The organism is Pseudarthrobacter sp. N5, assembly GCF_050157035.1.
Taxonomy (GTDB): Bacteria; Actinomycetota; Actinomycetes; order Actinomycetales; family Micrococcaceae; genus Arthrobacter.
Genome location: NZ_CP189593.1, coordinates 106,521 through 120,455 on the forward strand (window position 1 = coordinate 106,521; position 13,935 = coordinate 120,455).

The 13,935-nt window shown below is 64.7% G+C and carries 14 protein-coding genes and 1 pseudogene; 9 read left to right on the top strand and 6 right to left on the bottom strand.

All coding sequences use genetic code 11. The features are described 5' to 3' along the window. Positions 1-7: 7 nt before the first annotated feature. Together ACQCST_RS00515 and ACQCST_RS00520 are read right to left on the bottom strand one after the other, a co-directional pair. Entirely contained in the window at positions 8-1,459 is a 1,452-nt protein-coding gene (locus ACQCST_RS00515; protein WP_426997437.1) for a hypothetical protein, read from the bottom strand. Then, entirely contained in the window at positions 1,459-1,635 is a 177-nt protein-coding gene (locus ACQCST_RS00520; protein ID WP_426997438.1) for a hypothetical protein, read from the bottom strand. The genes ACQCST_RS00515 and ACQCST_RS00520 overlap by 1 nt, the downstream gene beginning before the upstream one ends. 342 nt (positions 1,636-1,977) lie before the next feature. On the opposite strand from ACQCST_RS00520, the gene purB reads away from it, so the two are divergent. The 4 genes from purB to ACQCST_RS00540 all read left to right on the top strand — a co-directional run bounded on the left by purB (position 1,978) and on the right by ACQCST_RS00540 (position 5,357). Continuing rightward, positions 1,978-3,420, top strand: a complete 1,443-nt coding sequence (purB, locus tag ACQCST_RS00525) for an adenylosuccinate lyase (RefSeq protein WP_426997439.1) — start codon at positions 1,978-1,980, stop codon at positions 3,418-3,420. A gap of 60 nt (positions 3,421-3,480) precedes the next feature. Next, positions 3,481-4,152 (top strand): histidine phosphatase family protein, encoded by a 672-nt coding sequence (locus ACQCST_RS00530; protein WP_426997440.1) that lies wholly within the window; start codon positions 3,481-3,483, stop codon positions 4,150-4,152. Between the two features lie 196 nt (positions 4,153-4,348). Then, positions 4,349-4,852: a GNAT family N-acetyltransferase gene (locus ACQCST_RS00535; RefSeq protein WP_426997441.1), complete on the top strand. Its 504-nt coding sequence runs from the start codon at positions 4,349-4,351 to the stop codon at positions 4,850-4,852. A gap of 70 nt (positions 4,853-4,922) precedes the next feature. Next, complete coding sequence (locus ACQCST_RS00540) at positions 4,923-5,357, top strand: acyl-CoA thioesterase (RefSeq protein ID WP_426997442.1); 435 nt, start codon at positions 4,923-4,925, stop codon at positions 5,355-5,357. Positions 5,358-5,381: 24 nt separating this feature from the next. Here ACQCST_RS00540 and ACQCST_RS00545 read toward each other — a convergent pair whose 3' ends face one another. Then, the gene (locus ACQCST_RS00545) at positions 5,382-6,341 is read right to left on the bottom strand and encodes a LysR family transcriptional regulator (RefSeq protein WP_426997443.1); all 960 of its coding nucleotides are present in this window, start codon (positions 6,339-6,341) and stop codon (positions 5,382-5,384) included. Positions 6,342-6,455: 114 nt separating this feature from the next. Here ACQCST_RS00545 and ACQCST_RS00550 point away from each other — a divergent pair, with 114 nt between their 5' ends. After that, positions 6,456-7,259 carry an alpha/beta fold hydrolase gene (locus ACQCST_RS00550; RefSeq protein WP_426997444.1) on the top strand — a complete coding sequence of 268 codons (804 nt, stop codon included), beginning with the start codon at positions 6,456-6,458 and terminating at the stop codon, positions 7,257-7,259. A gap of 647 nt (positions 7,260-7,906) precedes the next feature. Beyond that, the gene (locus tag ACQCST_RS00555; protein WP_426997445.1) at positions 7,907-8,377 is read left to right on the top strand and encodes a recombinase family protein; all 471 of its coding nucleotides are present in this window, start codon (positions 7,907-7,909) and stop codon (positions 8,375-8,377) included. Here the strand turns inward: ACQCST_RS00555 and ACQCST_RS00560 are convergent. After that, positions 8,324-9,337 carry a hypothetical protein gene (locus ACQCST_RS00560; protein WP_426997446.1) on the bottom strand — a complete coding sequence of 338 codons (1,014 nt, stop codon included), beginning with the start codon at positions 9,335-9,337 and terminating at the stop codon, positions 8,324-8,326. The genes ACQCST_RS00555 and ACQCST_RS00560 overlap by 54 nt on opposite strands. Beyond that, a complete protein-coding gene (locus ACQCST_RS00565) occupies positions 9,297-10,694 on the bottom strand; it encodes an AMP-binding protein (protein WP_426997447.1) in 1,398 nt (465 codons plus the stop codon). Before ACQCST_RS00565 ends, ACQCST_RS00560 begins: the two co-directional genes overlap by 41 nt. 96 nt (positions 10,695-10,790) lie before the next feature. On the opposite strand from ACQCST_RS00565, the pseudogene ACQCST_RS00570 reads away from it, so the two are divergent. Continuing rightward, positions 10,791-10,931 (top strand): annotated as a pseudogene (locus ACQCST_RS00570) (iron uptake system protein EfeO); the annotation flags it as partial. A gap of 72 nt (positions 10,932-11,003) precedes the next feature. On the opposite strand, the gene ACQCST_RS00575 reads toward ACQCST_RS00570, so the two are convergent. After that, positions 11,004-11,180 carry a hypothetical protein gene (locus ACQCST_RS00575; protein WP_426997448.1) on the bottom strand — a complete coding sequence of 59 codons (177 nt, stop codon included), beginning with the start codon at positions 11,178-11,180 and terminating at the stop codon, positions 11,004-11,006. A gap of 128 nt (positions 11,181-11,308) precedes the next feature. Here ACQCST_RS00575 and ACQCST_RS00580 point away from each other — a divergent pair, with 128 nt between their 5' ends. Beyond that, on the top strand, positions 11,309-12,175 hold the full coding sequence (locus ACQCST_RS00580; RefSeq protein ID WP_426997449.1) for an amino acid-binding protein: 867 nt from the start codon (positions 11,309-11,311) through the stop codon (positions 12,173-12,175). A 383-nt stretch (positions 12,176-12,558) separates the two neighbouring features. Next, positions 12,559-13,899 (top strand): MFS transporter, encoded by a 1,341-nt coding sequence (locus ACQCST_RS00585; protein ID WP_426997450.1) that lies wholly within the window; start codon positions 12,559-12,561, stop codon positions 13,897-13,899. Positions 13,900-13,935 lie beyond the last annotated feature (36 nt).

Sequence of the window (13,935 nt, forward strand, 5' to 3'; positions counted from 1 at the left end):
TAAAGCGTCAGGCGTCTGGGGTTCTTGCTGCGCCCGGCGTCCCCGGCGGCAGCAGAGGTCCGGGTGCACGGAGTACGGCGTTCTTCGGCACCACGGGATCGCGTTTCAGTGAAAAACTGGTCATCTTTGCCGCTCCGCCTGCGCCCACTACACCCGCCAATACGGACGTTGACGCCACCAGCGAGGGATCGTTGCTGGCCGTAACGGCCCTGGCGCCTTCCTCGTAATTGCTGAGTTTGTGGCCCGGTCCTATACCGGGATCCTCGCCCGGCAGCGTGACCACCGGGTTGGTCAGCGTGACGGTCACCCTGTCCTTTGTATCCGGGCTCGGGACACCGTCGCTGCCCGGCACCCAGTCCTGCCGATGCTCCAGATGAAGGGTGCTGGTTCCGGGGCCGGGGGTAATGCCACCCACCGGTGATCCGGCAGTCAGCACGTACTTGAGATCGTATTCGGCGAGAAACGCCTTGTCCTGGCTGAGGTTCATGGCGTGGATTCCGCCCTGGCTGTAGCCAACCGCCACCACCTGGTCATGCGCCTCGGCGCCGGCCTGTTCCAGGGCAGAACGGATGGCCGCGTTCATATATTCGGACCCGTAGCCCAGCCCCTCCCCGATCCCGGCTTCGTCGAAGGGATTGTTGCCGCCGGGCTGGCCTCCGGGCTGAGTTCCCGGAACCACCACAACAAATGCCTTCTTGCCGTTGTTTTCCACCTCAACCACGGCGATCTTGCCGTGACCCTCCGCGTCGATTTTCCGGCACAGATCCAACAGGCCCGCAGGTGACGCGTCCAACTGGATCTCGGAGGTGTTCTTGTCCGAGATGCTGATGGGCCGCGGCTTGAGCGTGGGCACAGCATCGGCCAGGCTCCGGATTACGGCGCCGACCGTCGAGAACTGCCGGCCGGCGGCCACGTCTGCGGCCAGCACGGAGCCAATGCGCTCCCGCGAAATGCCCAGCATGAGTCCGATGGCAAGCGGTACATTCCTGGCCAGGGCCTCCGCGGAATCCCGGTTCATGAAGTGCGTAGTGCCTGCGTCAAACAGAAATGGAATCAACAGGTGCTCTCCGTTCCAGTCTCCGCGGAGTCCAAGGGAGGCTAGCGATTCCGCGTTCTGGTACTCCCGGTGGCTGGCCCGCACCTGGCTGCTGATGTCCTGGATTTCTTCCCGGACGGTCCTGACGGCGTGCCCGCCGTCTCCCACGGCAATCAGGGCCTGCGTGCCGGTAGCCCGCGGATCGTTTTGATAGGGGCACAGCTCTTCCCAGATCCTTCTGGCCTCGATTTCCACAGCGGTCAGCTCAACGGCCAGGGCATCGAGTTCCGCCGCGCCGGCCAACAGTTCCTCCAGTTGGAAGTGGATGCCGCCTCTGCCGCCACGTATCTGCAGGTAGCCGTCAGCAACCGGTTCAGAGGGGCGGAGCGGTCCCCCGCTCCCTGAGGGCGTTGATTCAGCCATCAGTACCCGCCTCCGGCAGTCCGGCCTGAGGAAACCGATACAGCCTGTGCGTGCCGGAAAACTGCGGAGGTGGCAATGTCGAGCTTTTCCTTCGCGCGGCGCACAGCAGCAGCCTGCAGCCCGACGCTGTTCCGGTAGGCCGCACCAGCAGGGGACTGCCACTCAATCATCTGCACCTGCCAGAATCTCCTCAACAGTGCATCCAGCCGGTCTGAACACGTGCCCACACGAGCCGCCAGCCGCTGAACTTCATAACTACGCGAGACACATGCCTCGGCGTCTGCCGCCTTGATGTCGCTGCTCAAGTCCTGCCCCACTTCCGGAATGTATGTCTGGTACCGCGTGATCTGATGCCCACGACGCTACGGACGCCAGTTGCGGAACTGAACATCCGCCGTCGGCTATGTGGACAACCGTCCACGCGTGCACACCCCCGTGCGCAAAGGAGCGGTTGTTGGGGAAAAGTCACACCGAACTGTCCGCTTAATGCCTGCGCAGGTTCATGAAAGAATTAGGCCATGCCTGAAACTGCCGCCACCGCCGCCACCCGCACGCCGTCCGGACGCCTGGCCCTCGCCGCGTCACCGGACCAGATCGCGCTCGGCCCGTTGGACGGCCGCTACCAGTCCGCCGTCGCGCCCCTCGTTGACTACCTGTCCGAGGCCGCACTGAACCGGGACCGCGTGGCCGTCGAGGTGGAGTGGCTCATCCATCTGACCAGCAACAACGTCCTCCCCGGTGCCGGGCCGCTTTCCAGCGAGCAGCAGGAACAGCTGCGCAACATCGTCACCGAATTCGACTCCGGCGCCGTCGCCGAACTGGCCGAAATCGAAGCCGTCACCGTGCATGATGTCAAGGCAGTGGAGTACTATATCGGCCGGCGCCTTTCGGCCATCGGCATCGAGAGCCTGACGGCCATGGTCCACTTCGGCTGCACCTCGGAGGACATCAACAACCTGTCCTATGCGCTCGGGGTGAAGGGCGCTGTGGAGGACGTGTGGCTGCCGGCCGCACGCGCCCTGGTGGCCCAGATCAGCAAGATGGCCGAGGACAACCGCGCCGTGCCGATGCTCTCGCGAACGCACGGGCAGCCGGCCACCCCCACCACGCTGGGCAAGGAACTGGCCGTCATTGTGCACCGCCTGACCCGCCAGCTGGACCGTGTTGCCAGGACTGAATACCTGGGCAAGATCAACGGGGCCACCGGAACGTACGCCGCCCACGTCGCATCAGTCCCCGGCGCCGACTGGCAGCAGGTGGCCAAGTCCTTTGTCGAGGGCCTGGGCCTGACCTGGAACCCGCTGACCACCCAGATTGAAAGCCACGACTGGCAGGCCGAGCTGTACGCCGACGTGGCCCGCTTCAACCGGATCCTGCACAACGTCTGCACGGACATCTGGAGCTACATCTCCATCGGCTACTTCGCGCAGGTTCCCGTTGCCGGTGCCACTGGTTCGTCCACCATGCCGCACAAGGTCAACCCCATCCGCTTCGAAAACGCCGAAGCCAACCTGGAGATCTCCTCCGGGCTGCTGGACGTGCTCGGCTCCACCCTGGTGACCTCCCGCTGGCAGCGCGACCTCACGGACTCCTCCAGCCAGCGCAACATCGGCGTGGCATTCGGCCACTCACTGCTCGCCATCTCCAACGTGGTCAAGGGCCTGGACCGCCTCGATGTTGCCGAAGATGTACTCGCCGGCGATCTCGATACCAACTGGGAAGTCCTGGGCGAAGCGATCCAGATGGTGATGCGCGCAGAGGCGATTGCCGGCGTCGAAGGAATGGAAAACCCGTACGAACGCCTCAAGGACCTCACCCGCGGCCAGCGCGTGGACGCCGCCCGGATGCAGGAGTTTGTCCAGAGCCTGGGCCTCTCCCCCGACGCCGAGGCACGCCTACTGGCCCTGACGCCCGGAAAATACACGGGCATCGCGGACAAGCTGGTTGACCACCTTAAATAACGACGACGGCGGCGCTCCCGCCCGGTTGCTCCGCGCCACGTCTCTACGTCAGGAACTGCCATGAAGCTGCTGCTCATCCGCCACGGTCAGACCCCCGGGAACGTCCTTGGGCAGCTGGACACTGCCCACCCGGGTCCGGGGCTGACCCAGCTGGGCGAACAGCAGGCGGCTGCGCTGCCACGGTCCCTGGCTACGGAAGCCATCGGGGCCGTGTATGCGTCTACGTTGCTCCGGACGCAGATCACGGCTGCGCCACTAGCCAGAGCCCTGGGCTTCGAGGTCCAGGTCCTTGATGGTCTCCACGAGATCGAAGCCGGCGCGCTGGAAAAGCTCACCGACCACGAATCACACATGAAGTACATGAGCACGGTGTTCGCCTGGACTGCCGGGGACCTTGACCGCCGCATGCCGGCCGGGCCCAACGGACACGAATTCTTCGAACGCTTTGACGCGGCCATTGCGAAAATCAACGCAGCCTCCAACGGCACCGCAAACCACGGAACAGTGGCGGTGGTCAGCCACGGCGCCGCCATCCGGATCTGGGCCGGCCTCCGGGCACGCAACGCGGACACGGAATTTGCGGCCGGCCACGTGCTGGCAAATACCGGCGTGGTGGCGCTGGAAGGGGATCCCGATGCCGGCTGGAGCGTGGTTCGTTGGGACGCCTCCCCGGCTGGCGGGGCGGCTTTTGCCGACCCCACTGTAGAGGATCCCACCGGCGAAGCGGTCTAAGACGTCCAGAGGTCCGGCAAGCTGAACCACCGGCCCGCCCCGGCGGCCGGCCCTCGAGGCGGCCCGCTCAAGGCAGGCAAGCTGAACCACCGGTGTGTCCTCATCAGTTCTCCAGCCGCTTACGCGCAGGAAACACCCCGGTAACGGCCCGCCAGTAGGCTCGTTAGGCATAACCCTTCGGCGAAGCGAGGCACAGATGCAGACCAATCCGCGGCTCAACATCAGGCACGTCACCTGGTCCAACCCCGTGGGCGCCGATCTGCGAGCGGCCCAGCAGGCGGAACTGGACGCCCGCTTCGGCAGCGCTGACCACGAATCCGGCGCACCGCCGTCGGAAGCCGACACTGCAGTTTTCCTCGTGGCTTATGACAAAGGTTCAGGACAGCCCGTTGGCTGCGGCGGCCTCAGGCTGCTCGATTCCACCACCGCAGAAATCAAGCGGCTTTATGTGGTGCCGTACACGCGCGGCTCGGGTGTGGCGAGCTCCATACTCGCATCCCTTGAGGCCGAGGCCTTCGCGCAGGGAATCACCAGGATCACGGCGGAGGCCGGTTCGGCCCAGCCGGACGGGCGCAACTTCTATGAGAACTCGGGTTTCGACGCCGTATCCAACTTCAGCCCGTACGTGGGCGTGGAGCACTCCTACTGCTACGCCAAAACCATCGATTCGCACAGCGCCGCGCACACCGCTATGGCCTGATCGTCCGGCCAGTGCCATCTGCGCACCGTCACACGCGGGGACGCCCGCCGCCGTCGGCTAATCTCGCATTATGGACTCCACAGATATCACTTTCCGCACCCGCAAGTGGGTCCGGCCCGAGGACCTCAACGCCAACGGCACGCTCTTTGGCGGAAGCCTGCTGAAGTGGATCGATGAGGAGGCGGCCATCTACGCCATCCTGCAGCTGGGCAACGGCCGGGCAGTCACCAAGTACATCTCCGAAATCAACTTCGTCAGCTCGGCTGTGCAGGGCGATCTGATCGAGATGGGGCTGACCGCGACGCGCTTCGGCCGCACATCCCTGACCATGCGGGCCGAGGTGCGCAACATGATCACCCGCCAAAGCATCCTCACCATCGAGGAGATCGTCTTCGTCAACCTCAGCCCCGCCGGCATGCCGGAACCACACGGCTACACCGAAATCACCTATGACCGTGACAGGATTCCCAAACATCATTTGACGGAGACACTGGACCAGGACTGAACACCGACGGCGGGGCCTCGCCTTTCAAACGTATCCTCCGGTCTCCGGGCCAAGGGCGTGATCCCGGCTGTCTGGATGCCTCGGGCCCGTGTTCTTTGGCGCCACGTGCGCGCGTGCAATTGCCGCCAGCTTCCTTACAAGAGGCGGGGGATCGTCGCTTCGCCACACGAGAACGGTGGGAACCGGCAGGGATACACCGGCAAAAGGGCGCCAGACCACACCTGCTGGATCGTTGGGAACCACTTGGTGCGGCACCTTAAAGGACACGCCTAGGCCGGCGGCCACAAGACTCATGGTGGTGGCGATACTCGGTGACCACCGTTGCGGCCCTGGATCCATTCCGCCGTCAATCATGAGGCGGAGGACACGGTCGCAGAGATCAGGATCGCCGTCCCGCTGGAGCCAGATCAAGGCCTCCCCGCTCAGGTCCACCGGGCTGATGGCTGCCAGGGATGCCAGCCGGCTGCTCGAGGGAACGGCCACACCCATGGGTTCCCACTCCAGCACCAAGCAACCCAGCTTCTTGTCCTCGGCAGGGATCGCGTGGATGAAGACGGCATCGAACTCGCCGTCCCGGAGTCTTTGGATTCCGTCCCTGGCAGCAGCCGGTTTGATGCTCACGTCCGGCGGGGGACCGCCGTCGCCCAGGCCACCCAGCAGTTCAGCCAGCAGCGGATAGGCGACACCCACCGCCACACCCAGGCTGAGTTTGCCGGACACCGCAGTCCGCAGTTCGTCCATGGCGGCTTGCCCGGCATCGTGTGCTTGGATGATCAGCTCCGCTTCGGCTCTCAAGCGGTGTCCCGCCTCCGTGAGCGCCACATGGTTGTGGCCGCGGTCCATCAGCATCAGCCCCAACGACTTTTCCAGCGCTTTGAGCTCCTGGCTCAGGGCAGGCTGGGCAATATGGAGCCGGGTGGCGGCCCTGCCGAAATGCAGTTCCTCGGCCAATACAAGGAATCGCCGGAGCTGGCGGATCTCCATGCACCCATCATAAGAATTTGTGATCAGCCAAGTCGATACCTGTCTTGGACGCCGGGGTACCGCCGGGCGTCCAATGGGAGCAGCGGGGAAACCGCATTTGGAAAGGTGAGGACAATGAGTACAGTCAAAGGCGTTTCGCTGGTTGCGGCCGGCAGTGCCAGACTCCATGTGGAATTGACCGGCCAGGGGCCGGAGGTGCTTCTGGTACCCGGAGCCGGCGGCGATGCCGGGCAGTACACGGAGCTTGCGAAAGTATTGGCCCAAAGCCACACGGTTGTCAGTTATGACCGCCGGAACAACGCACGCAGTCCGCAACAGCCGGACTGGGCGGAGACATCAATCGAACAGCAGGCCGGCGACGTCATCGCGTTGCTTGACGCCCTCGGGATCGACCGCTGCGGCGTCTATGGAAACAGCACCGGGGCCGTCATCGCGCTGGCCGCCGTGCTGCGGGCGCCTTCCAGGTTCTCCGGGGCAGTACTTCACGAACCGGCCTTGCTCAGCGTCCTGGCCGACCCCAGCGATGCAATGGCGTCAATCCAGCCGGTGATCGCCGCCGGCGTGCAGGAAGGCGGCCTTGCCGGCGGTGCCGAGGCCTTTGTCAGGTTCGCGGCAGGGGAGGCTTCAGCGTTGTTGCCGCCCGACGTCGTCGAACGCCTCCGGGCGAATGCCCGGATTCTGCTGGAAGTCGAGTTTGGTGCGTTTTCCGGCTGGAAGCCAGAACCTCAGGCCTTGGCGGCCCTCAAGATACCGCTGACAGTACTGAGCGCGGAGGAGACAGCACCGTTCTTCGTGGAGGCGGCAACGTGGATTGCCGGCCATGCAGGCGTCCAACTGGACAAGGTTCCCGGCGGACACATGGGCTTCCTGGACCATCCCTTGGAGCTGGCGGCCGCCATCCGGGCCGCTACTGCCTAGCACGATTGTCAGGGCTGGCCCCACTGGCAGAGCGATAAGCGCGCGAAGCCTACTTCTCGGTGCTGAATGTGTCCTAGTCACGGCGGCGGCGCAGTCCTGCACTCGCTCCCTGCGCGGCGAACCGGACCCAACGGCCGGTTTTCGTGGCCGGGCGCGGCGGGCGGGGCGCGAAAGACTCCATTCTGGCCCTGGCACGGCACGCCGGAGCTCTTGTGGCGACCTCGGCGGTCCACGGTATTTCAGCGGACTCAGCTGAAATACGCGAAGTCTTTGAACTCTTCGGGCTGTCCTGGCACTGAAACGATACGACCTCGGGGGTCCCGCGGGATTCCTGATCTTCGCGGCTCCGCAACTTGCCGGGGAAGCGTCTCAGATATGTGTTCCGGCTGCCCTGAAGCCGCCATCCGAACTGTAGAAAAACCGCCATTTTCAACTTACAGTCGCACCGGTCGGCATCTGATCCGGCACGTCACTTCAACGACCGTATACATGACGGAGGAAAATCATGCTGGTCGGCTATATGCGGGTCTCCAAAGCCGACGGATCCCAGACCACCGATCTGCAGCGCGACGCCCTCCTTGCGGCCGACGTTGATCCCGCGAACTTGTATAAAGACAAGGCATCCGGAAGAAGGAAGACCGCCGCACATGGCAGCCTGCCTGAAAGCATTACGGGCGGGAGACAGCCTGCTGGTGTGGAAACTGGACAGGCTCGGACGCAACCTACGCCATCTGGTCAACAACGTGCACGAGCTGACCGAACGCGGCATTGGACTGAAGGTCCTCACCGGCCAGGGCGCCGCCATCGACACGATAACCGCCTCCGGCAAGCTCGTCTTCGGGATCTTCGCAGCCCTCGCCGAGTTTGAACGCGAACTCATGTCCGAACGCACCATCGCCGGCCTTGCCTCCGCGCGTGCACGGGGACGAAACGGGGGACGGCCCTACAAGATGACCCCGGCGAAGGTCCGGCTTGCCATGGCCTCTATGGGCTGGCCCGGAACCAAAGTCAGCGATCTCTGCACCGAGCTTGGCATCACACGCCAGACCCTCTATCGGCACGTATCACCCACCGGGGAACTGCGCCCCGACGGGGCAAAGCTCCTGGCAAAATGCTAGCTTTGCGGGACTAATTTTGGAACGGAGGTCTTCGAGCGGTGGGTGGCCGCGCTGATCACGCGCGTGCACAGGGCCCAGTACCCTACCCCGGCGGCGAGTGATGCTGCCACGGCCAGCAGTGGACTTATCGGGGCCAGCGGCGGGTAGACCAGCCAGTGGACCAGGTATGCGTAGAGGGAGGCGCTGGCCAGCAGTACTGTCAGGCGGCGGAAGCCTTTGGGCACGGGAATGCTGGGTAGCCAGATGAGCAGCAGGATCCCGATGAGGAGCGTGCATTCCCGGTTCGTGTCCTCGAAGAACCCCGGAAAAAGTCAGGGCTGCAACAGCTGAGACGACGCAGCGCTGGGCCACGTTCCGGGTCCGCGCAATCGCCCAGCCCAGTGCGAAGAGCCAGAGCGCCGGCGCAGTATGTGGCACGCCTGGATCAATCAGCTCATAGCGGGTGAGGAGCCCGACTCCGGTCAGCGCCAGGGGGAAGAGCAGGGGGAAGCGCCGCTCGGCACGGCTTGCCCACGGGATGGCGAGCAGGGCACCCATTCCCACGAGCAGGTAGACAAGCACCTCGATGAACCAGAAGTGCCACTGCGTGGTCACCGTTTCGGGCCCGATGATGGCGTTGAGGAGCACGATATTGGCAGGTGAGTATTTGTCCGTGCTCAGGTACGCTGCGCCGATGAAGGCCATGCTCGGCACCGCAACCCTGGCCGCGCTCTTGAGCTGCCGCCGCAGGCGCGGGAGCCGTTCCCCCGAGAGCTGGAAACGCGCAAAGTTGTAGCCGGCCACCGCCATGAGCACATGGGCCGTACCCTGCCACCTGAATAAGCCTACGTGGGTGCTGACGATGCAGACGATCGCGACCGCCCTGAGGATGATGCTGGTTTCGAGCGGTGCCAAGAACCGTCGCAGCTTCCGGACTGGCTCATCCTCGGGGCACGGTTCCAGATCGCGGACAGGCGTCACGTGCCAGTCCCGCGGGAGATGCCCCAGTGTCTGCTCGAGCCTGACGGATGCCGCCACATAGGACAGGGAATCCCCGCCGAGCGGGACGAAGGTGTCGCTGTCCGCGATGTGCCCGTTCCAGGGTGTCTTCGAAGATTTTTCGGACGTTGTCGGGGTCGGTGGCAGCGTCATCCCCAGGCACGGGCTCCGCCCGTTGAGGTCGGGAGAGTGCAAGGACCGCCGGGTAGTCCAGTTTGCCGGTGGCCAGCCGGGGGAGATGTTCGACGGCGTGCACCTCGAGGGCCACCCGCGGCAACCCGATGCCCTGCGCGAGGACCTTGCCCAGCAGCTGCGTGTCGTGCTCGCCCTCGATGGCGACGACGAGTCCCTGGTCCGTTCCGGCGCTGGCCCCCTGCAGCCCGAGGTCCGCGAGAAGCCGCTCCAACTGACCGAGGTCGACGCGCAGTCCCACGATTTTGACGAACCGGCTGCGCCTGCCCACCACTTCGTAAACTCCGGTGGGATGCTGCCTGGCGACGTCGCCGGTGCGCAGCTCATGGATCGTCCGGCCCGCTGCGAGGTCGTCCGGGCTGTCGGCGTAGCCGAGCATGACATTCGGACCCGTGTAGACGAGCTCCCCGTCCTCCAGTCCTGGGACCGGGTCGATGCGGAAGCTCCCCCCGGGAACCGGGATTCCTATGGCGCCGGGAATCGTGCTGGCAAGTTCCGGCGGCAGGTAGGCCATCCGGGCAGTGGCCTCCGTCTGGCCGTACATCACGAAGAGATCCCAGCCATTTCGGCGTCCCAGCTCTGCGTAGCTGCGCACTTTGTCCGGGGCGAGGCGGCCGCCGGCCTGGGTGACGTAGCGAAGGCCGGGCAGCTCCATGTCCGCGAAGCCCACCCGTTCCAAAAGCTCAAAGGTGTAGGGAACGGCCGCGAAGGCCGTCGCCTCCTGGCTTCGGAACAGGTCCCAGAAGCACGGGTCAACGACGGAAAGGTCGGTGAGCACCAGGCCGGCGCCGCGGAGCAGATGGCTGTTGATCACGGACAGCCCGTAGCAGTAAGACATCGGCAGCGTTGTTGGGTCGTAGGCCGCCACGAGGGATTCCAAGGCTGCCGGTTTGTCCTCCGGAAGAAGGATCAGCGGGTGCCCGGACGTGAGCGCCGCCAGATACGCGACCAGCGAGTCGACGTCGTTGGCCGCGGTCAGCGCCACGAGGCGCCGCCCGGCGCCGAGGCGGAGGGCGAGGGCGTCGACGCGGTCGGCCAGTTCCCGGTAGGTCAGGGCCAGGTTCTCGGTGAGGATAGCGGGCCTGCCCCCGTAGCTCGCGAGATCCGCGGCAAAGGACGCTCGCGCGAAATCAAGCTGCGTGGTCACCCGGACGATGTTATTAGATAAGCCTTACCTAAGTAAAACCGCCCGTCAGTGATGCGGCCGAGGGGTGAGTTCTAATCCCAGACCGTGGACGGACCTGACCCCAAGCTCGACGCGCGCGAAGCCGACCTTGAGCCCGCCCAGGAATGGACCGGCTGGCACCGGGCCGAAAAGGACCTGTTCCCGCCCGCCGGCTACACCCAGCTGACCGCGGAGGAGCGCACCGCCATCGCGAAGCGGCAGTCATTAACAGGAACACGCCCACCACAATGATTCAGAGCCTCGACATTATGGACACCACCAACAAGAGACTCACGTGCTGCCAGCGGCCATCCTGTCGATTTGGGCGTCGATCCCGCCCGCGTCGCGGACCAGCTCGGTGTAGATACGGCCGGAACGGAACTGCCCGTTCTCGACTTCGAAGATGTTCACGCCGACAAACTCCATCCGGCTTCCGTCGCGGCGGCGGCCCTCCATCCGCCATTCCATCCAGACATCGGTCCCTTCGGATTCTATGCCCGCACCTGCCACCGGGGAGTCGGTTCGAAAATGAAAGGTGACCAAGATCGTGACGGGCAGGAAACCAGCCCGCAACAGCGGTCCGCCATCCTGAACTTATGAAGCCACACGCAAGGAACCCTGCCACGGCTGAGTTGAGCTGCGAGGTCTGCGGCCGGATGCCCGAACCAACCAAAACCCGGCTCACTCTGGCCAATATCGCCGTTATGCTTCCGATTGAACTGCTGGTCCACGCTGCCGTAGTGGAAACCCATCTGCCCTATCTGGCCAAAGTCCTGGTGCTGACGCTGGCCGCCACCATCCTGGTGATCTGGGTGGCGGAGCCGTCGGCCGCGCGGATGCTGCGGCGGTGGCTGCACGCCCCGGCATTGCGGCACCGGAAGCGGCTGGGTACGGCGCCGTCGTTGTGGCGTGCCCGGACGGTGCTCCGTGACCAACCGGGATCGCTGCAGAAGATCACCCAGTCACTGGCCCGGCTGGAAACCAACATTCTCAGCATCCACGTCCATCCCGTTGCGAACGGGGTTATGGACGAGTTTGTGCTCGCTACACCCGGTAACATCACCGAGCGCGAGCTCCTCGATGCGCTCGAGCACGGCGGCGGGACGCAGGCCCGTGCCTGGCCCACCACAGCACTGGCCATGGCCGATGGGCAGACCAAGGCGCTGAGCCTCGCGGCCCGGATCGCAGGGAGTCCGGACGAGCTCCCGCTGGCAGTGGCGGAATTGCTGTCGGCGAGGATTGTGCCGCCCACCGACACGGACGCCGCAGAAGCTTCAGGGAGGAACGACGCCGGGACCCGCCTCAAGATTCCCACCGCCTGGCACGGACCCATCACCTTCTCCCGTCCCGGCGAGCCCTTCACACCGGCGGAGTCTGCGCGGGCGCACCGGCTGGCGGAGCTGGCCGAAATCGTGGCGCACAGTCCGGCAGCGCCGCCCGGGACGGCCACCGCGAGGAGCTAGCCGGACGCTCCCGCCCAGTTACCCGGCCCGGCGTGTTGCGCAAACACGCCGGATTTGGTCGCGACGGGCAGGAGGCAACCGGGCAGGACCGGGCTCGGGCACCGCATCAGGAACGTTCCCGGTCACAATCCGTAAATTCGGCCATTGCCCCGATGTTACCGAAAAACCCTTGACAGTGGCGCGGGTCACTTCTATCTTTAATTTTGGGATCCCAAACCGGGATCCCAAAAGCTGAATACTTCCGGGATCGCCTGGTGCGCCCCCCATGCCGCCACAAAAGGTCTTCCGGTTTCAGGACAAGCCGCCACCCAAACCCGTGGCCGCCCGCTCCTGGCATCACCAAAATCTTTTCTATCCACATACCTCCCTGTGAAGGAGAAGCAATGTCTCTCCAAAATACCGAAACAGTGACTGAACCAACTGAAGGCAAGCCCGGCAAGGACGGGGTGCAGCGACGCACCAACGTCCGCTGGAAACTGTTCCTTCTCCTGCTGGTGCTCGTTGCCGTCAACTACATCGACCGGGGCTCCATCTCGGTGGCCCTGCCCATTATCCAGAAGGAATTCAACCTCCCGCCAGAGCTGGTCGGCCTTCTGCTGTCCGCCTTCTTCTGGACCTATGCCCTCATGCAGATTCCTGTGGGCTGGCTGATCGACAAGTTCGGCCCCAGGAAGGTCATGACCGCATCCTGCTTCGGCTGGGGCGTGGCCACGGCGGCCTCCGGCCTGGCCGGCGGCTTCCTGAGCATGTTCATTGCCCGCCTTGGCATCGGCGTGACCGAAGCCGGCGTCATGCCCGCCGGCGGCAAGCTCAACGCCATCTGGATGCATAAGAAAGAACGCGGCCGCGGAGCCACCATCCTGGATGCCGGCGCCCCGCTGGGTGCAGGCCTCGGCGGCATCCTCATCACCTGGCTCATCGCATCCACGGGCAGCTGGCGCTACTCGTTCATCATCGCCGGCGCAGCCACGGTCCTCATGGGCATGGCAGTCTGGTGGTATGTCCGCGACAGCCCGCGTCAGCACGGCGCCGTCAATGACGCCGAGGCGGAGTACATCGAGGCTTCACATGCGGAAGAGGATGCCGCCGCCGAACAGGCCGGCAGCAAGGGCAAACGTGCCCTGCTCCCCTACCTGAAATTCCGTTCCTTCTGGGCCATGTGCTTCGGTTGGCTCGGCTTCAACGGCGTGTTCTACGGCCTCCTTACCTGGGGCCCGCTGTACTTGGCCCAGGCCAAGGGCTTTGACCTGAAGACCATCGGCTGGTCCACTTTCGTGATCTTCGGTGCGGGCTTCGTGGGCGAAATCCTGGGCGGAACCATCGCGGACAAGTGGCGCAACAGCGGAGCCTCGGCCAACCTGGTGATGCGCACCCTGCTGGGCTTCTCCAGCGTTGTGGTGATCGGCGGGCTGATCGGCGTCACGGTGGTTGCCGATTCCACCACCGCCGTTGTTCTGCTCTCCGTGGTGATGTTCTTCCTCCGCTGGGTGGGCCTGTTCTGGAGCATCCCGTCCATCCTGGGTGGCCGGACGAACGCCGGCGTGCTGGGTGGCGCCATGAATTTCAGCGGCAATATCTCCGGCTTCGTCACGCCGATTGTGGTAGGTCTGATTGTGGGCGCCACCGGCTCCTACACCTGGGCGCTGCTGTACTTCGTGGGATCCGCCATCATCATGGGAACCTCCGTGCTGGTGCTGAACTACAACAAACGGCTGCCGGTCTAAGCACAACCCCGTAGTACCTACCCCCGGCGCCGGGGG

Bases quoted from the DNA above. Each gene is read 5' to 3' on its own strand.
- ACQCST_RS00530 (WP_426997440.1), top strand. From the start codon at position 3,481: ATGAAGCTGCTGCTCATCCGCCACGGTCAGACCCCCGGGAACGTCCTT.
- purB (WP_426997439.1), top strand. From the start codon at position 1,978: ATGCCTGAAACTGCCGCCACCGCCGCCACCCGCACGCCGTCCGGACGC.
- ACQCST_RS00540 (WP_426997442.1), top strand. From the start codon at position 4,923: ATGGACTCCACAGATATCACTTTCCGCACCCGCAAGTGGGTCCGGCCC.
- ACQCST_RS00575 (WP_426997448.1), bottom strand. From the start codon at position 11,180: ATGGAATGGCGGATGGAGGGCCGCCGCCGCGACGGAAGCCGGATGGAG.
- ACQCST_RS00550 (WP_426997444.1), top strand. From the start codon at position 6,456: ATGAGTACAGTCAAAGGCGTTTCGCTGGTTGCGGCCGGCAGTGCCAGA.
- ACQCST_RS00555 (WP_426997445.1), top strand. From the start codon at position 7,907: ATGGCAGCCTGCCTGAAAGCATTACGGGCGGGAGACAGCCTGCTGGTG.
- ACQCST_RS00585 (WP_426997450.1), top strand. From the start codon at position 12,559: ATGTCTCTCCAAAATACCGAAACAGTGACTGAACCAACTGAAGGCAAG.
- ACQCST_RS00535 (WP_426997441.1), top strand. From the start codon at position 4,349: ATGCAGACCAATCCGCGGCTCAACATCAGGCACGTCACCTGGTCCAAC.
- ACQCST_RS00545 (WP_426997443.1), bottom strand. From the start codon at position 6,341: ATGGAGATCCGCCAGCTCCGGCGATTCCTTGTATTGGCCGAGGAACTG.
- ACQCST_RS00515 (WP_426997437.1), bottom strand. From the start codon at position 1,459: ATGGCTGAATCAACGCCCTCAGGGAGCGGGGGACCGCTCCGCCCCTCT.
- ACQCST_RS00580 (WP_426997449.1), top strand. From the start codon at position 11,309: ATGAAGCCACACGCAAGGAACCCTGCCACGGCTGAGTTGAGCTGCGAG.